The sequence below is a fragment of the Pelagibius sp. Alg239-R121 genome (genome assembly GCF_947331435.1).
Lineage (GTDB): Bacteria > Pseudomonadota > Alphaproteobacteria > Kiloniellales > Kiloniellaceae > Denitrobaculum.
Map to the genome: position 1 here is coordinate 203,245 of NZ_CAMZOF010000003.1, position 25,150 is coordinate 228,394.

Annotated in this window: 27 protein-coding genes and 1 tRNA gene; 17 read left to right on the forward strand and 11 right to left on the reverse strand. The window is 56.1% G+C overall.

What is annotated here, in order from left to right:
• The 10 genes from QMZ18_RS11370 to QMZ18_RS11415 all read left to right on the forward strand — a co-directional run bounded on the left by QMZ18_RS11370 (window position 1) and on the right by QMZ18_RS11415 (window position 6,768).
• A complete protein-coding gene (locus tag QMZ18_RS11370) occupies window positions 1-603 on the forward strand; it encodes a DUF2948 family protein (RefSeq protein ID WP_282606415.1) in 603 nt (200 codons plus the stop codon).
• 130 nt (window positions 604-733) lie between these two features.
• Entirely contained in the window at window positions 734-1,396 is a 663-nt protein-coding gene (gene hisG / locus QMZ18_RS11375) for an ATP phosphoribosyltransferase (RefSeq protein ID WP_282606416.1), read from the forward strand.
• The gene (gene hisD, locus QMZ18_RS11380; RefSeq protein ID WP_282606417.1) at window positions 1,386-2,690 is read left to right on the forward strand and encodes a histidinol dehydrogenase; all 1,305 of its coding nucleotides are present in this window, start codon (window positions 1,386-1,388) and stop codon (window positions 2,688-2,690) included. Before hisG ends, hisD begins: the two co-directional genes overlap by 11 nt.
• Window positions 2,691-2,947: 257 nt before the next feature.
• A complete protein-coding gene (locus QMZ18_RS11385) occupies window positions 2,948-3,460 on the forward strand; it encodes a UPF0262 family protein (protein WP_282606418.1) in 513 nt (170 codons plus the stop codon).
• A gap of 6 nt (window positions 3,461-3,466) precedes the next feature.
• A complete protein-coding gene (locus QMZ18_RS11390) occupies window positions 3,467-3,910 on the forward strand; it encodes a low molecular weight phosphatase family protein (protein WP_282606419.1) in 444 nt (147 codons plus the stop codon).
• A gap of 260 nt (window positions 3,911-4,170) precedes the next feature.
• Window positions 4,171-4,389 carry a translation initiation factor IF-1 gene (gene infA / locus QMZ18_RS11395; protein WP_142899060.1) on the forward strand — a complete coding sequence of 73 codons (219 nt, stop codon included), beginning with the start codon at window positions 4,171-4,173 and terminating at the stop codon, window positions 4,387-4,389.
• A 14-nt stretch (window positions 4,390-4,403) separates the two neighbouring features.
• On the forward strand, window positions 4,404-4,988 hold the full coding sequence (locus tag QMZ18_RS11400; RefSeq protein ID WP_282606420.1) for a nucleoside triphosphate pyrophosphatase: 585 nt from the start codon (window positions 4,404-4,406) through the stop codon (window positions 4,986-4,988).
• Window positions 4,985-6,280 (forward strand): ribonuclease E/G, encoded by a 1,296-nt coding sequence (locus QMZ18_RS11405; RefSeq protein WP_282606421.1) that lies wholly within the window; start codon window positions 4,985-4,987, stop codon window positions 6,278-6,280. Before QMZ18_RS11400 ends, QMZ18_RS11405 begins: the two co-directional genes overlap by 4 nt.
• A gap of 10 nt (window positions 6,281-6,290) precedes the next feature.
• Entirely contained in the window at window positions 6,291-6,518 is a 228-nt protein-coding gene (locus tag QMZ18_RS11410) for a DNA gyrase inhibitor YacG (protein ID WP_282606422.1), read from the forward strand.
• Window positions 6,519-6,692: 174 nt separating this feature from the next.
• Window positions 6,693-6,768: transfer RNA gene (locus QMZ18_RS11415), tRNA-Phe, on the forward strand.
• A 13-nt stretch (window positions 6,769-6,781) separates the two neighbouring features.
• On the opposite strand, the gene QMZ18_RS11420 is transcribed toward QMZ18_RS11415, so the two are convergent.
• The 4 genes from QMZ18_RS11420 to QMZ18_RS11435 all read right to left on the reverse strand — a co-directional run bounded on the left by QMZ18_RS11420 (window position 6,782) and on the right by QMZ18_RS11435 (window position 11,507).
• A complete protein-coding gene (locus QMZ18_RS11420; RefSeq protein ID WP_282606423.1) occupies window positions 6,782-6,973 on the reverse strand; it encodes a hypothetical protein in 192 nt (63 codons plus the stop codon).
• Window positions 6,974-7,157: 184 nt separating this feature from the next.
• Window positions 7,158-8,651 (reverse strand): aldehyde dehydrogenase, encoded by a 1,494-nt coding sequence (locus QMZ18_RS11425; RefSeq protein ID WP_282606424.1) that lies wholly within the window; start codon window positions 8,649-8,651, stop codon window positions 7,158-7,160.
• A 72-nt stretch (window positions 8,652-8,723) separates the two neighbouring features.
• Entirely contained in the window at window positions 8,724-9,896 is a 1,173-nt protein-coding gene (locus QMZ18_RS11430; protein ID WP_282606425.1) for an epoxide hydrolase family protein, read from the reverse strand.
• A gap of 150 nt (window positions 9,897-10,046) precedes the next feature.
• Entirely contained in the window at window positions 10,047-11,507 is a 1,461-nt protein-coding gene (locus QMZ18_RS11435) for a PLP-dependent aminotransferase family protein (protein WP_282606426.1), read from the reverse strand.
• 178 nt (window positions 11,508-11,685) lie between these two features.
• Here QMZ18_RS11435 and QMZ18_RS11440 point away from each other — a divergent pair, with 178 nt between their 5' ends.
• The 3 genes from QMZ18_RS11440 to QMZ18_RS11450 all read left to right on the forward strand — a co-directional run bounded on the left by QMZ18_RS11440 (window position 11,686) and on the right by QMZ18_RS11450 (window position 14,755).
• The gene (locus tag QMZ18_RS11440; RefSeq protein WP_282606427.1) at window positions 11,686-12,726 is read left to right on the forward strand and encodes a TRAP transporter substrate-binding protein; all 1,041 of its coding nucleotides are present in this window, start codon (window positions 11,686-11,688) and stop codon (window positions 12,724-12,726) included.
• A 105-nt stretch (window positions 12,727-12,831) separates the two neighbouring features.
• Window positions 12,832-14,121, forward strand: a complete 1,290-nt coding sequence (locus QMZ18_RS11445; RefSeq protein ID WP_282606428.1) for a TRAP transporter large permease — start codon at window positions 12,832-12,834, stop codon at window positions 14,119-14,121.
• A 76-nt stretch (window positions 14,122-14,197) separates the two neighbouring features.
• The gene (locus QMZ18_RS11450; protein WP_282606429.1) at window positions 14,198-14,755 is read left to right on the forward strand and encodes a TRAP transporter small permease; all 558 of its coding nucleotides are present in this window, start codon (window positions 14,198-14,200) and stop codon (window positions 14,753-14,755) included.
• Between the two features lie 244 nt (window positions 14,756-14,999).
• Here QMZ18_RS11450 and QMZ18_RS11455 read toward each other — a convergent pair whose 3' ends face one another.
• Together QMZ18_RS11455 and QMZ18_RS11460 are read right to left on the reverse strand one after the other, a co-directional pair.
• Window positions 15,000-15,812, reverse strand: a complete 813-nt coding sequence (locus QMZ18_RS11455) for a phytanoyl-CoA dioxygenase family protein (protein ID WP_282606430.1) — start codon at window positions 15,810-15,812, stop codon at window positions 15,000-15,002.
• Between the two features lie 205 nt (window positions 15,813-16,017).
• Window positions 16,018-16,929 carry a putative RNA methyltransferase gene (locus QMZ18_RS11460; protein WP_282606431.1) on the reverse strand — a complete coding sequence of 304 codons (912 nt, stop codon included), beginning with the start codon at window positions 16,927-16,929 and terminating at the stop codon, window positions 16,018-16,020.
• A gap of 505 nt (window positions 16,930-17,434) precedes the next feature.
• Between QMZ18_RS11460 and QMZ18_RS11465 the strand changes: the two genes are divergently transcribed.
• Both QMZ18_RS11465 and QMZ18_RS11470 read left to right on the forward strand, forming a co-directional pair.
• Entirely contained in the window at window positions 17,435-18,211 is a 777-nt protein-coding gene (locus QMZ18_RS11465) for a delta-class carbonic anhydrase (RefSeq protein WP_282606432.1), read from the forward strand.
• A gap of 594 nt (window positions 18,212-18,805) precedes the next feature.
• Window positions 18,806-19,111, forward strand: a complete 306-nt coding sequence (locus QMZ18_RS11470; protein WP_282606433.1) for a hypothetical protein — start codon at window positions 18,806-18,808, stop codon at window positions 19,109-19,111.
• Window positions 19,112-19,403: 292 nt separating this feature from the next.
• Here the strand turns inward: QMZ18_RS11470 and QMZ18_RS11475 are convergent, their stop codons facing one another.
• Complete coding sequence (locus tag QMZ18_RS11475; RefSeq protein ID WP_282606434.1) at window positions 19,404-20,039, reverse strand: PEP-CTERM sorting domain-containing protein; 636 nt, start codon at window positions 20,037-20,039, stop codon at window positions 19,404-19,406.
• A 478-nt stretch (window positions 20,040-20,517) separates the two neighbouring features.
• On the reverse strand, window positions 20,518-20,649 hold the full coding sequence (locus QMZ18_RS11480; protein WP_282606435.1) for a hypothetical protein: 132 nt from the start codon (window positions 20,647-20,649) through the stop codon (window positions 20,518-20,520).
• A 272-nt stretch (window positions 20,650-20,921) separates the two neighbouring features.
• On the opposite strand from QMZ18_RS11480, the gene QMZ18_RS11485 reads away from it, so the two are divergent.
• On the forward strand, window positions 20,922-21,689 hold the full coding sequence (locus tag QMZ18_RS11485) for an alpha/beta fold hydrolase (RefSeq protein WP_282606436.1): 768 nt from the start codon (window positions 20,922-20,924) through the stop codon (window positions 21,687-21,689).
• A 165-nt stretch (window positions 21,690-21,854) separates the two neighbouring features.
• On the opposite strand, the gene QMZ18_RS11490 is transcribed toward QMZ18_RS11485, so the two are convergent.
• From QMZ18_RS11490 to QMZ18_RS11500, 3 genes are all read right to left on the reverse strand, one after another.
• Entirely contained in the window at window positions 21,855-22,469 is a 615-nt protein-coding gene (locus QMZ18_RS11490) for a hypothetical protein (protein ID WP_282606437.1), read from the reverse strand.
• A gap of 419 nt (window positions 22,470-22,888) precedes the next feature.
• Window positions 22,889-23,212: a hypothetical protein gene (locus QMZ18_RS11495; protein ID WP_282606438.1), complete on the reverse strand. Its 324-nt coding sequence runs from the start codon at window positions 23,210-23,212 to the stop codon at window positions 22,889-22,891.
• Window positions 23,213-23,506: 294 nt separating this feature from the next.
• The gene (locus QMZ18_RS11500; protein ID WP_282606439.1) at window positions 23,507-24,031 is read right to left on the reverse strand and encodes a YHS domain-containing (seleno)protein; all 525 of its coding nucleotides are present in this window, start codon (window positions 24,029-24,031) and stop codon (window positions 23,507-23,509) included.
• A 101-nt stretch (window positions 24,032-24,132) separates the two neighbouring features.
• Between QMZ18_RS11500 and QMZ18_RS11505 the strand changes: the two genes are divergently transcribed.
• Window positions 24,133-24,993 (forward strand): AraC family transcriptional regulator, encoded by an 861-nt coding sequence (locus QMZ18_RS11505; protein ID WP_282606440.1) that lies wholly within the window; start codon window positions 24,133-24,135, stop codon window positions 24,991-24,993.
• Window positions 24,994-25,150: the final 157 nt, after the last annotated feature.

Here is a 25,150-nt window from a genome sequence, read left to right on the forward strand (position 1 = left end):
GTGAATTTAACCGGCGACGTCAAACCCTTGAAGCTGCGCGCGCATGATACAGAAGACATGCGCGTTGTAGCCGGTGTCCTGCAGGATGCTCTGGTCCCGCTCAGCGATGTAACCTACTTGAAGGCGGAAAAGCGTTTCGTCTTCGTCGCCAATCGTTTTCGGTGGGAAACTGTCGATGCTGAATCTGGCGGCGCTGCCGCCGAACCAGCTGATGTGCCTGTTAATACCGCACCAAACGCAGCGACAGCGCAGGCTGCCGGCGACAGGGAGCCGGCTGCAGAAACCGGACAGGAAGCGCTCGAGCTGGAAGACGCCAGTTTTGCCGAAGATGCGCCCTATGAGCGGGTCAACTGTGGTGTCTGCTTCGATAAGGTTCGTAATGTGCAGGTCCGAAATATTGATATGAGCCAAAAGGATCAGATCTTAAATCTTCTGACCGTCGCCTCCACGGACAAGGCCATTGCCCTGCATTTCTCCGACGGTGGCGTGATTCGACTTGAGGTCTCTGCCATTCGTTGCCATCTGGAAGATCTTGGCGAGCCCTGGCCGACCTCATCACGCCCGCATCACCCCATGGACGATGCCGGAGCCGGCGTAGACTGACACCGGCTCTAAAATACTCCGCGACGCAATAATCGGTAGCTGCATCGCGGTAAAGCCTTAGCCAGGCTACGCGACCTGACCGTAGAGTGCGATCGGACTCTTATCGGATGTTAGACGGAAATAGTTAGCAATGACCGCGAACGAAAAGCTCGTGCTGGCCCTGCCCAAGGGGCGTATTTTGAAGGAACTCGCACCCTTGCTGTCTGGGGCGGGTATCGAGCCGGAGGCGGCTTTCAACGACGACTCCGCCCGGCAACTCCGGTTTGCAACCAACCATCCCAACCTCGAAATCGTGCGGGTACGCAGTTTCGACGTCGCGACCTTCGTTGCCTTCGGCGCCGCGCATTTTGGAGTGGCAGGAAACGACGTTTTGATGGAGTTCGACTATCCCGAGCTCTATGCGCCCGTGGATCTGAATATTGGCTACTGCCGGCTTTCGGTTGCAGCCCCCAAAGAACTGCTGGCCGAGGAAGATCCGGCACGCTGGAGCCATATCCGCGTGGCCACTAAATATCCGGAGATCACTCGCCGGCATTTCGCGGCCCGCGGCGTGCAAGCGGAATGCATCAAGCTGAATGGTGCCATGGAGCTGGCCCCGAACCTGGGTCTCTGCAAAAGGATCGTCGATCTGGTGTCTTCAGGCGCAACCTTGAAGGCGAACGGTCTGGTGGAGGTCGAAGAAATCGCGACAATAACCTCGCGCCTGATCGTCAATCGGGCCGCGCTAAAAACCCGACCGGGCGAAATGAACGGTTGGATCGAACGTTTTTCGGATGTAGCCGATGCCGCTTAAGCTCAACGCAGAGGATGTCGGCTTCGAAGGGGCGTTTCGGGAACTGCTTGGATCCAAGCGCGAAGACTCTGTCGATGTCAACGAGACTGTGGCGGCCATAATCGCCGACGTGCGGGCGCGCGGCGATGCGGCTCTTATCGATTATACAGCGCGTTTCGATCGACAGACGCTGACGACTGAGACTCTTCGGATCAGCGAAGTGGAGATTGCTGCAGCCGAATCGCAATGTGATCCGGCGGATCTCGACGCTCTTCAGGTCGCCGCCGAGCGGATCCGTGATTATCACCGGCGCCAGGTACCGGAAGATTTGGACTATGTTGATGGCTCCGGTGTACGTCTTGGACACCGCTGGACGGCCGTTTCGGCAGCGGGTCTCTATGTTCCCGGTGGATTGGCGTCCTATCCTTCGTCCGTCTTAATGAACGCCATACCGGCTGCTGTTGCCGGAGCGGAGCGGGTGGTGATGGTGGTGCCCACACCGGATGGACTGGTTTCTCCCCTGGTGCTGGCCGCAGCCAAGCTGGCCGGTGTCACGGAAATTTATCGTATCGGTGGCGCCCAGGCGGTTGCCGCGCTGGCCTATGGTACTGAAAGCATCGCACCGGTCGATAAGATCGTTGGACCTGGCAACGCTTATGTAGCCGCTGCAAAGAAACAGGTCTTTGGCACGGTTGGCATCGACATGATTGCCGGACCATCGGAAATCCTGGTGATTGCCGACGCCAAGAATGACCCGCGCTGGATTGCGGCCGACCTGTTGTCTCAGGCGGAACATGATGCCGCAGCCCAGTCGATCCTGATCACAGACGACGCGGAGTTCGCCGAGGCGGTCGAGCGCGCTGTGGAGATACATCTGCAATCCCTCGAGCGAACGGAGATCGCTGGTCAGAGCTGGCGTGATCATGGCGCTGTTATTTTGGTGCCAAATATGGGCGTCGCAGTGCAGCTATCTGACCGGATCGCACCGGAACATTTGGAACTGGCAATTGAGGACCCGGACGCCGTTGCAGCGCAGGTACGCCACGCCGGTGCAATCTTTTTGGGTCGCCACACGCCGGAAGCCATTGGTGACTATGTCGCCGGGCCTAACCACGTGCTGCCAACGGCGCGTTCCGCACGCTTCTCGTCGGGTCTTTCCGTGCTCGATTTCCTGAAACGCTCGTCAATGATTTCCTGTTCTTCGACCAGCCTGGGAGCCATCGGCCCTGCGGCCGTGACTTTGGCGCAGGCGGAGGGGCTTGGGGCGCACGCGCTCTCTATCGCTGTGCGCTTGGACGATGACAAATCTGTTTGAGCGACAGATTCATCTGGGGCGGTTGGATGGGAAGTGATGGCAATTTTCTCGTTCCGGTTTGTGCAGGATTGATAATCCAGTCTTTCTGAACCAATGTGAGCCGGAATGGGTCCGCCACTCAGAGCATCTTAACTGTGTGAGGTTTTTCGAGGGATGCTCTAAATGAATGACGCTGGGTCGAAAGTCGTTTGGCGTTAATCGGGTCCTAAATCGACTGCGGTAAAACCCTGCTTTGAGACGTGCAACGGGGGAACGGGATGAACGACGGGCAGGATACCGGAAGCGGGAAATCCATCGAATCTGCGGATCAACGCCTTGTCGATATTGTACTCGACGAGCGCAGCATGGTACGCCGAAATCCTGATGTGGAACAGGAACGCACCATTGCGATCTTCGATCTGCTGGAGCAGAATTTTTTCTCACCTGCCGGTGATTTCACCGGGCCTTACCGTTTGAAGCTGGGAATCGCTGAGAATCGCCTGCAATTCGCCATTTCAAATGAGAAAGAGGAGCACCTGCGCACCATTGAGCTGTCCCTCATGCCCTTTCGGCGCATCGTCCGCGATTACTTCAGCGTCTGCGAAACCTATTTCGAGGCCATCAAGGTCGCCAGTCCGGCCAAGATCGAAGCAATCGATATGGGCCGGCGGGGCCTTCACAACGACGGGTCGGATCTGCTGCGGGAGCGGCTTGCAGAGAAAATCGAGATTGATTTCGAAACCGCGAGACGGCTCTTCACGCTGATCTGCGTCCTGCATATCAGGGGTTAAGCGCGTATGCGCGATCTGCCCGACGCCGTTCTCTTTTCCTGTACCATGAATGCCGTGCGCTCACCGATGGCGGAATCCATCCTAAAACACCTGCTTGGGCACAGAATTTATGTCGATTCTGCTGGTGTGCGGGGGGGCGTGCTTGATGGGTTCGCTATCGAGGTCATGGACGAGATCGGCATCGATATCTCCCGGCACAAGGCAAAAACCTTTGATACCCTGGAAGATACCTCTTTTGATCTGATCATCTCGCTCTCTCCGGAAGCCCAGCATAGTGCGGTTGAATTGACCCGGACCATGGCTTGCGACGTCGAGTTCTGGAACACATTTGATCCCTCCATAGTGGAAGGTAACCGTGAAACGCGCCTAGATGCCTACCGGCAGGTCAGGGATCAGCTCCTGAAGCGGATCACAGATCGCTTCACGTTGGATCTCAAGCCCAACCTATAGATTTCGCCGGCATTCTCTTTGAATTTAACAGAGATCCGTACATCATCTGAAAACCCCCGGAAATTCGCGCTTGGAGGCTCATTTCTTCGGATTTGATGATTTTGCAGGATCTGTTTATGATCCGCGCGCTCGACGTCGCTGTTAACTTCCTTTATATAAGCGCCGGCGATATGAGCGTATGACATATTTTCTTGTCGTGGATAGACCGCATTGGGCGGATCCACGCAATGTATGACCGCAAACAGCGGAAAGCGGAGTGAATGGCGAAGGAAGACTTACTGGAGTTTCAGGGCACGGTTCTCGAACTGCTGCCGAACGCGATGTTTCGTGTGAAGCTCGATAACGACCATGAAGTTTTGGCGCATACCGCCGGCAAGATGCGAAAGCACCGCATCCGTGTGCTGGCCGGTGACCGCGTCAACGTCGAGATGACGCCCTATGATTTGACTAAGGGCCGTATCACCTTCCGATTCAAATAGATCGGGCTCCGGCGGTGGCCGAGCGGTCCGTTCCCCTCATTTTGGCTTCCGCGTCGCCGCGTAGGCTCGATTTGCTGTGTCAGATCGGTGTCGAGCCCGATTCCGTCGATCCGGCGGAGATCGACGAGATTCCGGCGCGCCAAGAATTGCCGGCCGATTATGCCCGGCGCATGGCACAGGAAAAGGCGCTTGCGGTCGCACCCCGGCATCCGGGTGCTTTTATCCTGGCTGCGGACACAGTTGTCGCCGTTGGACGTCGAATTCTGCCGAAAGCTGAAGACCTAGCCGATGCGCGTTGCTGCTTGGAGCTATTGTCAGGCAGGCGGCATAAGGTCATGGGCGGGGTTGCGCTGATTGATCCTATGGGCAAGATGCGCTGGCGCCTAGTGGTGACGGCTGTGATCTTCAAGCGCCTGCACCCAGACGAAATCGACGCTTACCTTGAAAGCGGTGAGTGGCGCGGTAAGGCCGGCGGCTATGCGATCCAGGGCCGGGCCGCAGCACTTATTCCCACAATCAACGGCTCCTACTCCAATGTGGTCGGTCTTCCCTTGGCGGAAACGACGGCGCTGTTGACGGGATCCGGTTTCAAGCTATGACAGGCTCAGAGGATCGCCTGGAACAGGGGGGGCAGGAGCGCAGTCAGGTACCCGCGCGGATAGTGGTTTCAGCTTTGCCGGGAGAGGTGCGTGCTGCCTGTCTGCGTGCAGACAGGCTTGAGGATCTTCTCATTCTTCGTGCCGATCATCCGCGCATGATGGGGAACATCTATCAGGGGCGGGTTCTCGAGATAAGTCCCAGCCTGGACGCGGCATTCGTCGATATTGGCCTGGCGCGGCCAGGTTTTCTGCCGCGCGGGGAGGCTCCCGGCAAAAAGCAGCTCGGCCGAGCACTGTCTGATGGCGACGCAGTGACGGTCAAGGTCGTGCGCGAGGCCAGCGAGGACAAGGGCGTCCGCCTGACTTCTCGGATCGACACTCCGCCAGATGATCTTGCGACCCTCGCCACGAACGCGAAGGTTCCATCATTGCTGATGGAGGGGGATGATCCGCTCTTGCAACTGATCGCCCGGCAAGGGCCAATTGATTCCATTATCTGCGACGACAGCGAGACCTGCAATCGCTTGAAACATAGGATTGCAGCGCTGGGAGGGGATAACAGCCTCGTCGTCTTTGACCCCGCGCCGCGGCCATTGTTCGAGCAGGAAGGGGCCGAAGAGCAGATCGAGAGCCTTTTGGGGCCGTATGTCGAATTGCCGGGGGGTGGAAGCCTCTTGATCGAACCGGTGCGAACCCTGACGGCAATCGATGTCAACCTCGGCGCGATGGCAGCAAGTGGGACGGCGCAGGCGCAAGCTCTCACGGTCAATCTGGAAGCCGCGGTCGAGATCGCGCGACAGCTCCGCCTGCGGGCAATCGCTGGATTGATCGTGGTCGATTTGCTGGAGTTGCGGGAAAAATCGGCGCGCGCCCGAGTGATTGCCACGCTGCGTAAAGCATTGGAAGCAGACGACCAACCCTGTCAGGTGGCCGGCATGTCGCCCTCTGGCTTGTTGGAGATGACACGCCGCCGCGGCGGGCCACCCCTGGCCGATATCTTGACTGAGCCTGCCGGCGAGCAGGGGTGGGGCCGGCAGCGTGATGCCGTGACCCTGGCGTTCGGGGCGCTACGCGGCGCGCTGGGCGAGGCTGACGCGGCACCGGGCTGTGAGGTCGTGATCACAGCACCTTCGGTGGTTCTGGCTGCCTTGCGGGAAGGTGCTGCCGCTGAGGCGCGGCAGGTAGTCGAGCGGCGCTTAGGGCGTGCCCTCCGGCTCGAGACGCAACTACCTGTGGCGACAAAGACCGCTCATACCTCTCGGACGGTTGAGGTTTTGGCTATACGGCGCTAAAAATTGTTTTATGAGTGACGAATCTAAACAACTCAAAGGGACGGTGGAAGCCGTTCACGCGATCAAGACAGCGGGTCGTTGTCCTATCTGCGAAGCCCCCGTGGAGCCCAAATACCGGCCTTTCTGCTCCAAACGCTGCGCCGATGTGGACCTGGGGCGCTGGTTTAAGGAAGGCTACCGTATTCCGACCGACGAAGCGCCCGGCGATAGCACCTTTGGGGATGGGGACGACTACTGAAAACTACTGCTACGGCAGTATCTCTTAGGTTTTCTGACCTGATGCTCACAGGAGATGAAAACTCCAGGAGGATCATGGGACAGACCTAGAAGGGAATGCAACGAATCTCGGCTTTTGCTCTGGACAGAGGGCGGTACATTTTCTATAAGCCCTCGTCCGCAACATCGCGGAGATGCCCAGGTAGCTCAGTTGGTAGAGCAGCGGACTGAAAATCCGCGTGTCGGTGGTTCAAATCCGCCCCTGGGCACCATTTTTTCAAAGGCTTAGCTGAAGATCACGGCTAGGTCTTTTTTGTATTTGGCGCCGCTTTCGTCGATCGCATTAATTTCAGGATTTGCGTTGGTTTTGAGCGCATTGCCGAAAAATTTGTCCGCTGCGGTATCACTCCGATACTCGGACAGCTTGAATCCTAAGCTTTTGCCAAAACTCGCCGTCGGCAGGATAGAGGTAACCATCGAATATAAGCCTCGTCCAGGAGCCAAGATACGCTAGTGGAACATTTTCTTCTATGCGTCTTGGTTGCAATTGACGACGTGAATTTCTCCAGCCACCGGTTCGATGCCGTAAGATCTACAACATTGCTCGAGACTCGGACGTACAATTTCTCGCAGTCGTTTGCTCAGTGCTTGCGACAGACGATTAGCCTGCCTTTGTCTGGATCCATATGGTTTTTGTCTGGAGGTATTGCTCGAGCGCTTCGGTGCCATTGTCACGTGCCAGCGACCCCGATTGCTTGTAGCCACCGAACGGAGTTTTGATGTCGCCTTCTGAAAATCCGTTAACCGAGACAGTGCCACAAGGAAGCGCACGGGCCATGTGGATGGCACGGTCAATGTCCTGAGTGAAAACAGTGGCGTGGAGGCCGTAATCGGTGTCACTGGCCACCGCCAAGGCCTCTTCGGTGCTCTTGGTCGGCATAATGCCCAGAACCGGACCGAAAATCTCTTCGCGGGCGATTCTCATCTCGGGCGTGACGTTCTGAAAGACCGTGGGCTCGATGAAATAGCCGGGCAGATCGCTTCCGCCGCCCATCACCTTGTCCGCACCTTCATCAACGCCGCTTTGGATGTAACTCATCACCATATCCTTGTGGTCCTTGGTGATCATCGACCCGATATCGGTGGCAGGATCCAGAGGATCGCCCAGCCTGAATGATTTGACCCGATCGATAATGCGCCCGGTGAATTCCTCGACCAGCGGCCGCGCGATCAGCTGGCGCATATTGGCCGAACAATTCTGACCGCCGTTCCAGAAGGCCGACATCGCGGCATGTTCGATCAACTCGTCGTTGAGGACCGCATCCTCGAGCACGACAAATGGACTTTTGCCGCCCATCTCGAGACCGACACCTTTGAGGTTACTGTCACCGGAGTAACGCATGAACATCCGGCCGACCTCGGTTGATCCGGTAAAGGACACGGTATCGATATCGTTGTGAAGACCGATCGCCTTGCCTGCGGTTTCGCCAAAGCCCGGCACGATATTGATGACGCCGTCGGGCACGCCGGCCTCCTGCATCAGCTCCGCCAGCCGGATTGTACTCAGCGGGGTCTGTTCTGCCGGCTTGATGACGGCGGAACACCCCACCGCAAGCGATGGCGCGATCTTCCAGGCGGCCATGACGAGCGGAAAATTCCATGGCAGCACGGCACCCGCGATGCCGGCGGGTTCCTTGGTGATCAGCGCCATGGCGCCAGGGCCGGTCGGCGCGATCTTCCCAAAGGTCTTGTCGGCCAGTTCCGCGTACCACTGAAAGAAATTCGGAACTTCGCCGCCGATTTCATCCAGGCAGTCATTGATGGTTTTGCCGGTATCGAGACTTTCCAGGACCGCCAGTTCATGGGTGTGTTCACGCACCAGTGCAGCGATTTTAAGCAACACCTCTTTGCGCACTTCGGGTTCTGCGCGCGACCATGTGCCGGCGTTGAAAACCCTGCGGGCAGCGGCTACAGCGCGGTCCACATCCGCGGTCTTACAATGGGCGACGCTGGCCAGTACTTGCCCTGTTGCGGGGTTGGTCGTGTCGAATTTCTCGCCGTCGGCAGCATCACAGAATTTGCCGTCAATAAAGGCCTGCCCGTTGGGGATCAGTCTTCCTGCAATGGCCTTAAACTCGCTATGTGAAAGCGTCATGGGGACTCTCCCTCGTCTTTAAGCGTTGTTCGATTTGATCCGGACGCGGGGTCTTAACCGCTGGTTTACGTCTTAGCCACGCAGGGTGCGGGCAAATTTACGAATGTCATTCACCAGCAGTTCGGGCTCTTCCATTGCTGCGAAATGGCCGCCGCGGGGCATCTCGGTCCAGTGCTGGATGTTGTAAATCCGGTCTGCGTATGACCGAGGCGGCCAATTGAGCATCTCGGCCGGAAAGACCGCGCAGCCGGTGGGGACCTCGATGCGCCGTCCCTCGGGCGACAGGATCCGCCCGCCCTCTTCGCGGCGGCCGTAGTAGATCCACGACGCGGTGTTGAACGTGCGGGTGGTGATGTAGATCATGATATTGGTCAGCAGCTCATCCTTGGAATGGGCTCTTTCGATGCCGCCAACCTCGACATCCGACCAGTCATGAAACTTCTCGATCAGCCAGGCCGCGATCCCGACGGGGCTGTCGATCATCGCATAGCTGAGTGTCTGCGGCCGGGTTGCCTGTTGCGTGCGGTAGCCGTTCTGCATGATCTGATCGTGGTCGAACTGCGCCTCCCACGCCTTTTCCTCAGGCGTCTGCGGGCCATCAGGGTGGCGCATCGTCAGCACATTGATGTGTATCGCCGAACAGGCAGGGGCGTGGTCGTAGCCCAGCCATGAACAGATCGCCCCGCCCCAGTCCCCGCCCTGGGCCAGGTAACCGTCAAACCCCAGGGTGTCGGTCATCAGGGCGTTGATGACCGAGGCCATTTTGCGTGGCCCATAGGGCCGCGGCGGCCGCCCGGAGAATCCGAAACCGGGGAGCGAGGGCGCAATTACGGTAAAGGCGTCCTCAACATCGCCACCGAACCGCTCGGGATGCGCCAAGGGTTCGATCAGGTCGAAGAACTCTGCCACCGATCCCGGCCAGCCATGACTGATCATCAGAGGCATCGGATTATCACCGCTGCCCTTTTCATGGATGAAATGCATGTCGATGCCGCCAGCCGGCGCCTTAAAATGCGAGAACGCGTTGATCCGCGCCTCTTGCGCGCGCCAGTCAAAGCCATCAACCCAATAGGCGCACAGCTCTTTCAGGTACGCCATGTTGGTACCGTAATCCCAGCCGCCATCATCGGGCATCTCGTGCCAGGGATAGTCCGCGACACGACTCAGGATGTTTTCCAGAACCTCGTCGGGGACGTGAAACTGGAACGGCGTCAAATTTGGGTTGGTTGCAATACGGTCATTCAAAAGGACAATTCCCTAGATTCAAACGGGGACCCTATCCAAGCCGGTGAGCCCGGGGTTTCTGCCTTTCAGATAACTGGAAATTTGAGAACACGGCGAGAGACAGGTGCGGCATTTCGAAGGGACAGATGCTTTTACCTCTGTCTCCTGAAATCACAGCATGGATCGTACTTCCTCAGCGATTACCTTCACCCCTGACTCAAGCCGGGATACAGGCACATAGGCAAAGCCAAGACGGAAACTGCGGCTGTCATTGTAGTTGAGGTAGTAATCCTGCCCCCGATCCACCAGCACGCCCTTTTCCCGCAGGCGCGCGGCCAAGGCTGTGGCGTCAAAACCCTCCGGCCCGGTCAGCCAGAAAGACGTGCCGCCTTCGGACTGCGTCGTTTGCAACATCCCCAGGTGTTTGGTGAGCGCATCGTTCATTGTGTGCCAGCGCTTGTTGTACCGCCGTTCGATATTGCGCAGATGGGATTCGTAGTGACCCAGCCGAAAGAACAGTGCGGTGATTTCCTGTACGATCGTTGGCGGATGGCGCATCATCACACCCCGGGCGATGCGGGACTCACGGATGATGTCCCGATGCGCAACGATGAACCCCAGGCGGATCCCGGGAGAAATGGTTTTGGACAGGCTGCCGACATAAATCACGCGTCCCGATTTATCCATCGACCTCAGCGATGGCGAAGACTTGGCGACATAGTTCATCTCCGCCTCATAGTCGTCTTCAATGATCAGGAAATCCTTTTTGACCGCCGCTTCCAACAGTTCTTCGCGCCGCGACTGGCTCATTGTGACCATGGTCGGGAACTGATGGCTGGGTGTCGTAAAGACCAGTTGGCAGCCGGTCGGAATGGCCGCCGGGATCAGGCCTTCTCCATCAATCGGAATGCCGATCAGCTTATTGCCCGACAGACGAAACGCATTGCGGGCGCCAAAGAAGCCAGGATCTTCAAGGGCGAAAGGCTTGCCGGTCTTCGCAAAGATCGTACCCAGAATGAACAGTGCATTCTGTGACCCAAGAGTGACCAGGATCTCGTCATCTTCGGCATATATCCCGCGGGTGTTCAGCAGCCTCTGACGAAGTTGCTGGACCAGTTGCGGGCTGTCGCTTTCGACGGAATCGCTGGCCCAGACAGGCATCTGTTTGCGCCCTAAAGCTTGCCGCGTGCATTCGCGCCAGCTGTCGACCGGGAAAAGGTTCGGGTCGATCTGGTTGTAGATGAAGGGATAGGGGTAAGAGTTCCAGTCCAGAGGATTGACCACCGGCATCAGATCGTTTGGCTGAAAACGCACCGGACAGGGGATTGCGTCGCGGTTTGCTGCTATCTCGCCGGCTGTTTTTTCAAGCTCTGCCAGATCCGGATTGACGAAGTATCCCGACCGGTCCCGCGAGACGAGCAGTTCCTGATCCACAAGGCGGTTGTAAGCTGCGAAAACCGTATTCCGGGAGACACCGAACTGCTCTCCCAACTCCCGGCAGGAAGGAAGGGGACGATCATAAGCCAACGACTTCGAAGTGATCGCTGCGCTGACCACCTCGCATATCTGATCGCGCAAACTGAGGTTGGAGTTTTCAGGTAACTTCAGAAATCGCGGTGTGGTTGAACTCAACTGGTTGCTCCAGGGTGCTGCGGTCTTTCTTCTGCGCCGGATACTAGCCGATTCCGCGCGCGCGTCTCAGGCATAAACCATTCTGTCACCTTCTTTCAAACTATCTGTCCCTTTCAATGGCGAATAGTGCGGTGAAAGATGTGGCCAAGCAAAAATTATTCAACGGGAGACGAGATCGATGAGGATGAAATCCGTTTGCAAGGCGCTATGCATTGCATCAATCGCGGCAATGTTTGCGCAACCTGCTGCTGCCGAAAAAGTTCTGAAGCTGGGCACGGTAGGCTTTCTGGGCATGCCGATTGGGGACGCCATTGATCAGGCACTGATCCCGACATTGGAAAAGGTGTCCGGCGGCAAGATGAGCATCGAGCCGCATTACCGGAAGTCGCTGTGCAGTGAGCAATCCTGCGGGGAGCAGGCCAATCAGGGTCTGTTGGCGCTCTGGACGAGTTCGACCGCGAACTTCGGCAATTTCGGCACTTCCCTGGCGATTTTTGACCTGCCCTATATCTTTAAAAGCATTGAAGACGCAGATCGCATTTCGTCAGAATGGCTGGCCAAAAAGCAATGCGATATTGCCGCCGAAGAGGCCGGTCATGTTTGCCTGACCGTTTATTCCAGCGGTGGTTTCCGCCAGCTTGGCAACGCCCATGGTCCCGTGCATGTGCCCTCGGACATGGAAGGCATCAAATGGCGTGTAACCAAAAGCCCGATCGAATATACGCTGATCAAGAACTGGGGCGCGGTGCCGGTGCCCTATGACTGGTCACAGCTCTATCAGGGCCTGCAAACCGGGGTGGTCTCGGGCCAGTATGTTGCAACGCCCTGGCAGCATGTCGCCAAGCTGCACGAGGTCGCGAAATACTTCACCGAAATCGGCGGTTCTTGGTCTGGCAACCAGTTGTCGATGGACAAGCGCCAGTACGATGCGCTGAGCGACGAGGAAAAGGCATGGCTGCACGAAGCTGCGCAGGCCTTTGGTCAGCGTGTGCAGGAGCTTGATCGCGCATGGGTCGAAGCCGGCGAGACCGCCATCAAGGCCACGATCAAAGAATGGTATGTCCCGACAGAAGAAGAGCTTGTGAAATGGCGCGCCGGTGCGATCGACGCCTGGCTCAATGCTAAGGGTACCTTCGATCCTGCAACCGCAGAGCGCGTTCTGGAAGAACAGGGTATGACCGACTTCATCGCGCAGCTCAAGGAAGCTGGCGCGCTGTAATCTTCGTCGATATCTTTAGACTAGCGGTGGCGCGGACCCAGCTTCGCGCCACCTTTTCTATCTGAAATCGGCCTCGTTACCCTGACCACGAATAGGACGCCATCCATGGAAAGCATTGCGCTTCTGATCGTTCTGGTGCTGCTGATCCTGCTTGGTGCTCCGGTTGGCTTCACGATGATCCTGATCCCGGTGGTCTATATCATGATCACCGACGTCGCTCCGATGATCTTGATCCCCAGTCAGATGTTCAGCGCCATCGATTCAGTGCCCCTCACTGCGATTCCGTTTTTCATGCTGACCGGTGAGCTGATGACCAGCGCCACCATCACTGACCGGCTGGTGGAGTTGAGCCAGCGTCTGATCGGCCGGATGCGGGGCAGCATGGCGCAGGCCAACGTGCTGGTCAGCATGTTCTTTGCCGGAATGAACGGCTCTGTGGTGGCGGATACGGCGACCGTGGGTTCGCTACTGGTGCCGGCTATGAAACGCGCGGGGTATCCGGCCGCTTTTGCTGCTGCGATCACGGCCGTCAGTTCCACAATTGGCGGGATCATCCCACCCTCGATCATGATGATTGTCCTCGCAAATGCAGGCGGCATTTCGGTGGGGGCGCTTTTCGCAGGTGGAATCGTGCCGGGTATCCTGATCGGCATTCTTCTGATGGTGATCAACTACATCATTGCCAGACGTAATAATTTCGAACGCAGCGAGGAACCTTTCAGCCTGAAGGCGATAGCCATCGTCGGCTACAAATCCTCCTTTGCGCTGCTCATTCCTATCGTGCTGGTCGGCTCGGTCGTCTTTGGCATCGCAGGCGTTGTCGAAGCCGGCGCCCTGACCGCAACAATAGCCCTCTTCGTCGGGCTGTTCATCTATCGTACGATCACCTGGACCAACTGTAAGAGCGCCTTTGTCCGCGCGTTCCGGAACTCTGCGATGGTGTTCATCATCATCGCTGCAGCGGGGCCGTTCAGCTGGCTTCTGACGTCGCTCGGGGCGATAAACCAGCTCGAGATGTGGCTGCTAAGCTACACTTACAATCCACTTCTCTTCGCGCTGGTGCTGGTTCTCTTCATCTGTCTGCTCGGTATGGTGATGGATTCGGCCGCAAATATCATCGTGGCCGGGCCTGTGCTGGTAGATGTGATGGTGAAAGCAGGTTATCCCGACGTACAGGCGGCACTTGTCGTCGTTGTCGGGTTCCTGATCGGGTCCGTCACCCCACCCGTGGGCGTGGCGTTCTTCACCGCAGGTGCAATAGCAGAAGTGCGGTTGGAAAAAGTTGCAATAGCGATGTTGCCCTATCTCGTTGCGCTTTTTGCCCTATTGTTTGTTCTGATCGTCATTCCGGACATCACGATGTTTCTTCCCCGTGCTTTTGGCTTCTCGAATTGATGCGCGCCGGAGCTCTCAAACTCCCCTGTAGCAGCACACGGGCATGTGCTGTGAAAAATCGCCGGAGGTCTTTAATATGCTAGCTACTGTCGGTTTCGTAGATCGCACGGTCAAAAAGACTCTGACTGCCTTTTGCGCCATTCTTCTTTTGTTGATGGTGGTCTTTACAGTCTACTCCGTCGTGATGCGTTATGTTTTTGAAAACCCACCTGTGTGGGGAGATCTCCTGACCGTTCTCAGCAACATCTGGTTGGTCTTTTTTGCTCTTGCACTGACGGTGCGGGACAAGGATCACATCGCGTTGGACTTGATCTATTCCTGGCTCCCCCTGAAAGCCGCGTTCGCCATTCAACAATTCTGGTCACTGATCATATTTGGCCTGGGTCTCATCATGATCATTTACGGAATGGAAGCGGTTTCCACCATGGGCGGCAAATACTGGGAGATGTGGTATTTCGCCTGGGAGGACGGCGGGTTCGTTTTTAAACCGAACTACATGCCCAAAAAATATGCTATCGCCATCGTTCCAATCTCAGGATTGCTTGTCAGTATTGCAGCGCTGGCTTCGATCATCGAAGACAGTATGCGATTGAGAGCGGGCAAGTACGAATTAGTTAAAGATCTGGAAAACTAAACCGAGGCCGATTGGTTCTAGGATTGTTGTAAGCTTTGAACCATTGATGCTGTGAAGTGATATGAGTGGGTCTTGACCGATGGTTTCCAATATGTTGGGCACAGACAATGGGCTCGTTGGCATTGTCAGATGAAATCAATGTGAAAGGTAGGATTACTCTGCCGACAGGCTCTATGCCGCCAAGATTCTGAAAATACCTGTAGAGCTTTTCAAACCCTAGTTTCAGGGGGGCAAGCATTTTCTTTCAAGCATCGCCCCGATGGTGCCCAATCTCGAAATTGTTGCGGCCGGTTCGGTCTTTTCCACGCAACAGCCATAACGGTCGTTCAGCGAAGTTGACAGGAACGCCGCTCTTTCCATCCAAGGGATTGAGGTTTCGTTCGAACACGGAAGTCGCAGGCATGTAGCGGATCGCCACACCCGCGCGTCGTCTTGGCGAGCTATTCGCCGCAGCACCGTGGATCATGTAGACGTCGTGCATGGACATTTGGCCGGGCTCCAAAACTAGATTTACAGCCTTCTTTTCATCAAAGGCATTCTGAACAGTACTGTCGCTCAGGGCGATATCTTCACGATCGTCCCGTACATGACCGAACAGCGTTTGTTCCTTGTGCGATCCCGGAACAACCCTCAAGCAGCCGTTTTCAATCGTGGAATGGTCCAATGCAATCCAGACCGTGCAGGTGGCAAGCGGCCTGATTGGCCAGTAATGTCCATCCTGATGCCACGGTGTTTCGTAGCCCGTACCACCGGGTTTGCAGAATATGTGGCAGCCCCAGAGGATGATGTCCTCGCCGATCAGATTGGATACGAGATCGATGATGTCCGGACGCTGGGCGAGCTGCAAAAACGTACCACTGCCATATACACCTTCCGAGTTTCGCCCCTCGATATGGGCGCTCACAAGTTTCTCCGGGCGGACGTCCGGGTTCGCTCTGATGAGTTCGTCCAGTGCCGAACGCAGATGTTTGATTTCTTCATCCGGCAAGCGGAAGTGCGGAATTACATAGCCGTCGCTGCGATATTTTGCGACTTCATCGGGCGTTAAGCGAGGCATCCATTCTTCCTCCGGCGAGAAAGGGGCTTGGAGGTGAGCGAAATTTCAGGCGAGTAATCACTATTCATCTCCTCTTTATTCGATAACGCTAGGCCAATTGAGGATGGCGTGCAATTGGGCTCCTGTTCGGAGCTAGTGTAGCGAACCCTTCTTTACCATGAGTTTTTTCGGGGCTGATTTTTTCGTGGCACCTTATCGACCCTGATCAACGATGGCGGAACGTGCGGATCACCGCATCAAACGACAGGGAGAGGCTTTCCCGCGCTTTTACCCTGTCGCGTGCTTCCGCGCCCGACTTGCGGCCATGGGGCGTCATCTCCAGGAGATCTATAAGCAGGTCGGCGTCATGGACTGTCTGTTCGAAGCGGGTCGAGGTTTCGGAGACAAGCTCATAGCTGTTTGCTGTAGCGCCCTCGTGTACGGGCGGTTCGTGCACTTGCAGCGTCGGATAGATGATCTCGCGCAATTCGATCAGGTGGCGTGGTCCGGCATCCACGACGATTACAGACTGACCCGCATTCTGCAGTTGCGCCCAGTCCGGCCAGGTCTCAAAGCCGAAGAGGCTTGTGATTACCTTCGGGGCGCCCTGAAGCAACGGCAGCCGTTTGTTGCTTGCCACCACCCAAGCAATGTTCTTGTGGCGCTTCGCAGCCGCCATAACGGCCCACTTGGAAATATCGACGCCTAGGGCCTTTGGCGCGCGCTCCTTCAAGTTGTCCTGCAGATGCGCCGCCAGACGAGCCGTGTAGAAACCTTCCCCGCAGCCAGCATCCACCAGCAGCGGTTGCTCGTCCTCACCGGTCCCAGTCTGCCCGGTGGCCTCCCTCCCGCTACCGGTGATCTCGCTGCCCACAACCTCGCAAAGCACATCAGCCAAAGGGTCGAACAGGCCCGCGTCCAGCACCTGGCGGCGCGCGGTAACCATGGACTTGCTGTCCCCTGGATCGCGCGACTTCTTATATTGAACCGGCAAGAGGTTGATATAGCCGCTTGCGGAAATGTCAAAGCTATGCCGGTTCGCACAGATAAGGCTGCCAACCTCCGGCGCGAGCGGGAGACCGTCAAGCGGGCAGATGAAGGGAATAGCGTGCAGGGCTGAGGGCGGGGGCGTGGTCATAAGGATTCGAACATCCGTGAGATGGTGATCATCTTGTGGGCTCAATTCGATATTTTGTCTCATGCCTTGGCCGAGTGGCCTCTAGATACAGCGCTATATCGATTTTTATAGGCAAGTCGTACTTTGCGCCATAGCCGTTTTCACTGTTGGGTTACTCACCAGTCCATGCTCGGCCAATCCGGAAAACCACAGAGCAGCCGCAAGAGAAAAAATCCCCCGCAGGCGAGTCGTAACAAGTGAATTTGAAAAATCACAGGAACGGCTAAGTCGGGCGAACCCCTTCCTTTTAGACAAATCTACGGTTGTATAAAGTCGGTAGACTCCTTAAAATCCGAGGAGTTTATAACTATTTGATTGTAATGCGAAGTGAACCCTGTAGATAAATTTCCCAACTGAAAGAGTGAGAAAAATAATGGTTAGATTCTCTCCGGTTATCACGGCCGTAGTAACATCTTTGTTACTTGTAAGCAGCGGAGTAAGTGCGGAATCAGGCAAGCATGACCAAGTGCCGGATCAAACCATCGCGCAACAGCGCCAGGCGCTGGCAGCAAGCACAAAGGGCGCGGGCTTTGGGCCTCAGTCGCCCCGGGATATCGACTCTTCGGGAGGCAGCAATGGCCGCGCATTTGGATCGGCACCCGCCTATACCGAGATGAACTTGTGCAACATCCACTTCCACGAGAATGCCGAGCACAAAGGCGGAGAGTTTACTAAGTACGCCGGCAATGGCGATGGTCATGGATATGGGACCGGCTACACCTATTCCGGCGATTTGAGTGTCGCGGAGTTAAGTAAACTCAACAAGGAAATCGGCAAGACCGAACACGGCGACCTGGTGCCTGGCGATACGATCGAAGTCCATTATGTTCATACGACGGCGCAGGTTGCACCGGGGCCGACTTTGGGTTCCTGCCTAAGCGACTCCATCAAGAACCCTCAGTTGCGCGTTGAAACGCAGGTCTTTGTTCTCGTGAACGATGATAGTGCTCTGAATTTCGTCGAGCTCACGAAACATGAGGTAAGAAACGGCGTGCACCAAGCGATCAATATCCCGGCGAATACGGGCGCAGCCATTCAGTACGAAGGCTCAACGACAGGTCCGGGCTACAATGAAAAGGGATCTCCTTTCCAAGTGTCATGGAGTGTGCGTCCAAGGGTCGCGAAAGTGAACATCGAGACCGTGGACAAATGGCTCAAGGACAATGTCTTCGACGAAGACCATGCGCATGGCGTTCGCAATCTGGTGACCAACCCGGATCTCCTTTCGAAAATCGCTGAGTGATTCGATTCGGCCGTTTTCCTGTGCCGTCCGAACTTGCGCTCAAACTGGGCTCTTGATGCGGGCGATTGAAAATTCAGGCGAGCGGCCGGCGTTATTACATGAACGTCTTGAGCTAGGGCAAATATAGGCTGCTGTAGCGTTCATTCGTCATGAAGTTGACGGATGCTTCCTGACCCGTCCCCGATTAAGTCCTGTGGCATCGGGGCGGGTATCGTCAGGTCTGTTCCGGTATCTTCATGAAACGCAAACTTCGAGACCTGACCCTTACTGCAAGCTTCGTGCGATTGAGCAGTCTTCAAGCCTGTTTGCGCCGTCCGGTGAACGGCCTCGATGACGGGCACTCTTTTGTGCCGGGATTTTGCACACAAATTCGAACCTAACCTTCGGGCCAAAAATGTATAGCCAACGCATAGCCATTATTTATACGATATTCTCAATCATCAGGTGAGGCGAAAATCTTAGATGGGCGCGAATCAGAGTTCGAAGAAAAATTCAAGAAGAACAGTCAACTGATCAGTCGCATCAAAAGCAAGGAAAGACAAGGGTTCGTTGATCTGTGCGATGAACTAGATTCGAGTGCTGTTCGGGAGGTCGGTGGCTTCACTCGCGATTTCCTTCGCAACAACAAGCGCACCGACTGATGGCCTCCGATATCCGATAAATTCAGATAGGAGACAGGTTCATGTCGAAGAATTCAAAAATCAAAGACCTGAAAAAAGAGGTCAAGAGCCGAAAAGCCAAGGTGGCGAAGCAGACCGCGAAATTGAAGAAAGCAAAAAAGGCGCTAAAGAAAGTTGCCTAGAACGGGCGCGCTTTGGCGGCTCATGCGCACAAGCAACCGGCGTTGGTTTTCAATGCGAACGCCGATTGCTTTCCTCTATCGAGCTTTGCCGCCATTAAGGTCCGAGCCATGTCGGAGTAGGTGTGCATGAAGAAGGGATTTAGGGTGAACCTTTGTCACTCATCATTCTCTCTCTCCGCGCACGGACCGGTATTTATGACATAACATCTAAATGAAAATCATGTAGAATCCTAATTAGTTATTATGTCTACGAGATATTATGATCTCAAGTTCTGCATACTCGATTCAGCTGCCTGAATTGGTCAACACCCATCGGCGAGGCTTGAGCAAGAAAAACGGTGATTCGAAAGAATCACCGTTTTGCAGGCGACAGGCGTTAAAGCCTTCTACTCAGATCGCCCGACGCCGCCGGGCAACGCCGAACCCTACAAGGCCGAGACTCAGGATGGCCAGCGAGCCCGGTTCGGGGACGGAGACGGTCCGCGGTGTGACTCTGAATCTCAAGTCGCATCCGGCATTATCGACTCCACATCCGGGAACGTTGCTGTCGGCGAGCATTTGCCCGCTGGCATAGGGATCATCTCGCGATAACCGCAGGCCCCAACGTTCACTGCCGCCGGGAATGAAAGCCGCCGCTGTGTAGGTCTGCCCAATGGTCAGCGCCACTGAACTCAAGTCGACATTATAAAACGCATCGAAATCCTCAGCCAGACCGAAGCCGTGGCTGAAGAGCAGTGGGCCGCCGGTCCCGGCACCATCGTAAAGCCGGAACTCCAAAGGATCGTTCGGAGAGCCCAGATTTAACTCGCGGTACCAAAAGGCGAAGCTCACCAGCGCGTCTTCGGCGACAAAAGACTGGCCAAGCGGTTCGGAAAATTCGATCTGAGCAGTGATAGTGCCTTCGTCCTGCAGAATAACGGCAGCATCCACTTGATGAGGGGTGGCCAACATCCCGAACAATGCCAGGCCGAACAGCACCGATAAAAAATTCTGAAAATGTACTAAAATCAATTCTCTGACTTCCATAGTTCCATTCCGTTGTTTGTCAAAACGCCACCTGCGCCCTGATGTTGTGAATTCGAATATGAGCGGAGCGTGGGCCTGTTCCGCGCTCTATAGCGTTTTGCGTTTTCCCTGATCCACCGAACCTCGAATTAGGTTTTCGAAATCGGCTACCTGTTGACTGAGAGGCAGCGGTTTTTTGAATCAACCTTTACGTAAACGCTCTAGAGCAGCGCGGATACAGCGCTCCAAACTAAAAATCTTTTGCTATTTCCACTTTTTAAATTCGGCTCCTCTTGCGCCTGAATGGGCGCCTTGCCGCATCACCTGCATCCCAACCTCTGTTAAAATGCCTTAGAATCGCTTGATATACGCGCGGGCAACGATATTCCGCGCAGACGCGTTGCACTTGAGTCTCGTGGTACACCTAATTTTTCAGGACTTGAACCCGCGAAACCGCAAAGTGATCATGCAAATTTGTAGGTTTGGGAATGCGGGAGCCTTAAAAGACTCGGAGATGTTTGGCGATTGCTTCCTTGGCGCGGGCCGCAAGAAGTAAGTCAAGATCTTGCCAGGCTGCCGTATTCGCGCAGGTTTTCAGATAGGCTGCCGGGTTGGGCGGTTCCGTCGTCATCGCCTTCCGTCTTTAGTTCCAGACACTCGTCGAAACGACAATGCACCTCCGGCAAGTACATAAACCAACCCGAGGTACCGGTCGAACGACGGGCCTCTTATTCTTCGATCCGCAATTGCCGGATGCAGAAAACCACCCTGACCACTGACCTGGAAGCTGAAGGCGCTGAATACCCTCTAAGGGGATGATCGCAGAAACAACGATCGCCGCCAGGGGACGCTTCGGGGACTCCGGGGTGGGAGAATGGCGTTTTTGGACAAGGAGAAATCCAAATGCCATTCGTTTCCAATGACGGTGTCCGCATTCACTACGAGGTCGAGGGCAAGGGGTCGCCTCTGGTGCTTCAGCATGGCTTGAGCGACAGCATGGAGAGCTGGTACGAATTCGGGTATGTGGAACAGCTGAAGAATGATTATCAGCTCATCATGATTGAGGCGCGTGGCCACGGCGAGAGCGACAAGCCCCATGATACCGCTGCCTATGATTTGAAGTTGATGGCAAGCGACGTTCTGGCTGTGCTGGACAGTCTTGATCTCGCGCGAGTCTGTTACTGCGGCTATTCATTGGGCTGTCGTATCGGGTTTGAAATAGCCAGGCACGCACCAGAGCGAATTCACGCTTTCATGATGGGCGGACATCACCCCTATTTTTCGAGCACAGAATTTTACCGCAATATTTTTAAAGACGGGCTGGATGCATGGCTTAAAGTCATCGAGGCTTCGGCCGGGCCTCTGACACCGTCGACACGTGACAGGCTTCTGAGCAACGACGTCGAGGCCTTGCGCGCGGTCGTCGCCAATGACCGGCCTGATATCTCGAGTGTTCTACCGACGATAACCAGGCGTTGCCGATTGTTCGCCGGCAGCGAAGATGTGCTGTATTTTGAGAAGGTGAGAAGGGCTGCCTCCGGATTGTCCAATGGAGATTTCGTTCCATTGTCAGGTCTGAACCACTTTCAGACGTATCTGCGAGGGGACCTCGTCGCACCGCTGCTCACGCCGTACATTCTCCAGCTCAAGGGGGACATGAAACAGAACTAGCACCGCCCTATGGGAGGCCGTTGCGGTTCAATTCGGCTGACAGAGATCTTCTCCCCTGTAGCGCTCGTATGATCTAAGGGGCAGGTTCGATATTGCCTAATCGTGTTGATTTTTTATGCAAATATTCGGACCAGACCCCTTAAAAATCGATTACGCAAACGAACGTCACATTTGAAACATTGGTCCGTCGCCGACTGGTTCGTAATCATACACGTAGACAATCACGTTCTCTTCGTTTTTGGGAAGAACAGTGTTCCAGATATTGAAGACCTGGCTTTCGTCAGCCACGATGCAAGCGATAGAATTTTCTGGTTCTTTGCCTTTGTGAATGAATACCCCATCGGCAGTCGTCGTGCCATTGTTGGCGGGGAGCGGAGTGGCGGTGAGAGGCGCCACATCTGGAAGATCCTGCACGATGTTATGTGCCCCGAAGGAGATTTTCCTTAGCAGAAAGATACCTTCTCTCTTCGTAATCCCATTTCCATCCTTCGTTCGCCCATCAAGACGGTTGTCCATGCGTGTGGCGGTGGCGATATAGACGCCCGGATCGACGCGCTTTTTGCTCCACCAGCAGGGCGTGTTGATCCGCAATGCGCCATGCTGAAATTCCATATAGCCTTGATTGAAGAAACCGCCGCCCGGTCCGACAGAGGTTGGGCGATAGACTTTAATGCTGTAAGCCGCGTTTGCGTTGAGCACAGCATTATTGTTCTCTCTCGCCGCGACGATACTGTTGTTTCTTGCCGCCGCCGCGGCCGTGGGTATATTCGGTGTCGTCATTTCCAATCTCCTTCCCCCGGCTCCCACCGGGTAATATGTCCTACTCCAACTGGCGTTGGAGGTAGTCCGGGGACGTTGTGTTCGTCCGCTTGGTCTGCGAACCAGGCTGTTGGAACGCGAAGCTGAAATAAGCTTCCAACTGGCCCCTCAATAATTTGACCTGAATCATCTCCCGTTCATCCCTGTGGCCAAACGGCTGAATGAAGTCAGGTCAAGGTCTTTGAATCTGCAATTTAATATTGCGTTCGGGGCATCAGCCCGCGGGGCTAAAAGCCCTCAAATTTCGCGTATTCGAATTCCCCGATACTCTCTTAACGGGTTGCGTCAGTCAAGAAAATTATATGTCTACATATGAAAAAAGGATCACTCAGAAGGCATCGGAAGCCGCGAGCGGGAGCCGGTATCCTGTTCGGCGTTGATCAGCGCCAGTTCCCACACGCGGGCCACGACAGGCCGCGTCCTGATGTCCATGGGCTTAGCACGCCGTAGAGCTGCTGGTGAATCTGCTGACAGAGCACCGAGCCCTGGATCCACCAATGCACGGATGTCGAAACGCCTAGATCCCCGGGGTGGAGGATCACGAAGCCCAGGCCGTCGTCGTCGCCTTCCGCGGCGACCACCGGCAGCACCTCTTCGCGAACGAAGCTCTGCCCGCGCGTCACCATTTCGGTGCTGATTTTCTGCCCTTCCGCCAGCAGTCCGTAGACCTTCAGCTTGAGGCCCTCGATCTCCCAAAACCCCAAATCGGAAACCGCGCGCGGTTTTTAGATTTTAATCATGACGAAGCCCGGTGTCTTGCCTCAGACGCGGGAGGCACGATTATAATTTTAGCCGGAATCAATTCAGAGATACTGTATACAACTAAGGTTCTTTGCCTGATCGCGCAGTCTTGTTTCCTCGCGCATTCGGGGTTGTCGGTATTTCCCCATCCGCATTTTGGAACAACGTAAAATGCCCCCGGAATTCCTCCCGGGGGCATCATCATGCGGCACCAGACAGGTGCCGCATGACAAATACCGTTCTCGGTGCCTCAGAGTTTACTGAGCGCCGATGGTCAGGCCCTCCGGCGGGGAGGATTCGAGCGAGGCATCTGCAACGCTGCGGACGATCGGCCAGTTGTTCTCGGAACCCTTGACGAAGCCCGGGATGTCCTTTACCCAGCGCGCCTGGATCTTCTTGTTGAGGTTCAGGTAGAGCTCGCCGTCAACGATCTTCCAGGCATTAGGATCGCCGTCGAACTTCCGGCCCATGGCGAGACCGAAAGCGCAGTAGCCGCCGTACTTCGGCGCGTACTTGCCCGGATCGCCGGCGAACTTGTCGCGGTTGGCCGCGCTGGCGAAACGATAAGTTGCACCGTCATGCTGAGCGACGAAGCGGTCGTCACCGATCACCGGCTTGTCTTCGGTGAAGTAAGCTACGACGTCGTAGCCGTGCACGGCGTAACCGTCGACAATGTTGTTTTCAGTCGCGGCATTCGCGACCTGGACGCTGGCCGGAATGACGGCGAAAGCCAGGCCGACGGAGAGAAGAGCGTTACGAAATACTTTGAAAACAGACGACATTAGGGTACCTCCATAGGATTCTATCATAAGCGGGGCACAGGCTGGTGGGTGACGCCGTGGCCCGCCCTCGAGAACACAGGTAAGCCATCAGGTCTGATCTTTTGTCCGAAGAAACACGCAGTTCGTCCGAAGACCCCGATCTTTTTCCCTGGCTCAGCGGCCGCAACCTCAGCGCAAACGTCTTCTTTTCCGGATCCCTCTGCGGAACCTCGGACCTCGGCGAAGACGGCGCGCAGGGCCATTTGCACTTGCTGCGCCGCGGGCCGCTCCGGCTGCATAGCCGGGGGGAAGAGGCCGTGCAGATCGAACGGCCAAGCCTCATCCTCTTCTCGCGAGCCCGCGGCCACCGTCTGGAGGCCGACGAGCGGACCGGCAGTGAACTGGTCTGTGCCCGCCTGAGCTATGCGGGCCCCGAGGCCGAGTTTCTGCTGCTCGGTCTGCCGGACCCGCTCATCGTCCCGCTCGAGGATCTGGCGGGCTTGGGCCCAGTGCTCGAGCGCCTGTTCGATGAGGCCTTTACGACCGCGTTCGGTCACCGTGCGGCGGTCGACCTGCTCGTGGAGCTGCTGATCGTCATGCTGCTGCGGCATTGCATCGCCGAGGGCTGGATTGAGAAGGGACTGCTGGCCGGCCTGGCGGATCCCAAACTGGCCAGATCTCTCGCCGCCATGCACGCCGATCCGGCCGCGGAATTGAACATCGAGGAACTGGCACGGATTGCCGGCATGTCTCGCTCGAACTTCGCGGCGGCTTTCAAACAGAGCGTCGGGGCCTCGCCGGGCGACTACCTGACTGCCCTGCGTCTGGAGCTTGCCAAGCAAAATCTCCTGCGTGGCCGGCCCCTGAAGGCCGTCGCGCCTATGACCGGCTACAAAAGCCCGACCGCCCTGGCGCGCGCCTTCGAGCGCCGCTTCGGCTGCGGCCCGCGCGAGTGGCTGCTCCAACAGCGGGAAGGCGGTTAGCGCACCGATTTAATTTGAGCGTTGATGTTTTGCAGCTCGGAAGAAATTTACGCTACTTCGTGTGACCGGAGTCAGGTCCAAAACTGAGCGTCAGCCACCGACGTATACTGCACAAATTCTGATCTGGCCCCATCGACATTCTATAACGCAGTGACAG

Excerpts from the sequence above, each read along its gene's own strand:
- hisG (WP_282606416.1), top strand. The coding sequence starts at position 734 with ATGACCGCGAACGAAAAGCTCGTGCTGGCCCTGCCCAAGGGGCGTATT.
- hisD (WP_282606417.1), top strand. The coding sequence starts at position 1,386 with ATGCCGCTTAAGCTCAACGCAGAGGATGTCGGCTTCGAAGGGGCGTTT.
- QMZ18_RS11385 (WP_282606418.1), top strand. The coding sequence starts at position 2,948 with ATGAACGACGGGCAGGATACCGGAAGCGGGAAATCCATCGAATCTGCG.
- QMZ18_RS11390 (WP_282606419.1), top strand. The coding sequence starts at position 3,467 with ATGCGCGATCTGCCCGACGCCGTTCTCTTTTCCTGTACCATGAATGCC.
- infA (WP_142899060.1), top strand. The coding sequence starts at position 4,171 with ATGGCGAAGGAAGACTTACTGGAGTTTCAGGGCACGGTTCTCGAACTG.
- QMZ18_RS11405 (WP_282606421.1), top strand. The coding sequence starts at position 4,985 with ATGACAGGCTCAGAGGATCGCCTGGAACAGGGGGGGCAGGAGCGCAGT.
- QMZ18_RS11410 (WP_282606422.1), top strand. The coding sequence starts at position 6,291 with ATGAGTGACGAATCTAAACAACTCAAAGGGACGGTGGAAGCCGTTCAC.
- QMZ18_RS11420 (WP_282606423.1), bottom strand. The coding sequence starts at position 6,973 with ATGGTTACCTCTATCCTGCCGACGGCGAGTTTTGGCAAAAGCTTAGGA.
- QMZ18_RS11425 (WP_282606424.1), bottom strand. The coding sequence starts at position 8,651 with ATGACGCTTTCACATAGCGAGTTTAAGGCCATTGCAGGAAGACTGATC.
- QMZ18_RS11440 (WP_282606427.1), top strand. The coding sequence starts at position 11,686 with ATGAGGATGAAATCCGTTTGCAAGGCGCTATGCATTGCATCAATCGCG.
- QMZ18_RS11445 (WP_282606428.1), top strand. The coding sequence starts at position 12,832 with ATGGAAAGCATTGCGCTTCTGATCGTTCTGGTGCTGCTGATCCTGCTT.
- QMZ18_RS11450 (WP_282606429.1), top strand. The coding sequence starts at position 14,198 with ATGCTAGCTACTGTCGGTTTCGTAGATCGCACGGTCAAAAAGACTCTG.
- QMZ18_RS11455 (WP_282606430.1), bottom strand. The coding sequence starts at position 15,812 with ATGCCTCGCTTAACGCCCGATGAAGTCGCAAAATATCGCAGCGACGGC.
- QMZ18_RS11460 (WP_282606431.1), bottom strand. The coding sequence starts at position 16,929 with ATGACCACGCCCCCGCCCTCAGCCCTGCACGCTATTCCCTTCATCTGC.
- QMZ18_RS11475 (WP_282606434.1), bottom strand. The coding sequence starts at position 20,039 with ATGGAAGTCAGAGAATTGATTTTAGTACATTTTCAGAATTTTTTATCG.
- QMZ18_RS11480 (WP_282606435.1), bottom strand. The coding sequence starts at position 20,649 with ATGACGACGGAACCGCCCAACCCGGCAGCCTATCTGAAAACCTGCGCG.
- QMZ18_RS11485 (WP_282606436.1), top strand. The coding sequence starts at position 20,922 with ATGCCATTCGTTTCCAATGACGGTGTCCGCATTCACTACGAGGTCGAG.
- QMZ18_RS11490 (WP_282606437.1), bottom strand. The coding sequence starts at position 22,469 with ATGACGACACCGAATATACCCACGGCCGCGGCGGCGGCAAGAAACAAC.
- QMZ18_RS11500 (WP_282606439.1), bottom strand. The coding sequence starts at position 24,031 with ATGTCGTCTGTTTTCAAAGTATTTCGTAACGCTCTTCTCTCCGTCGGC.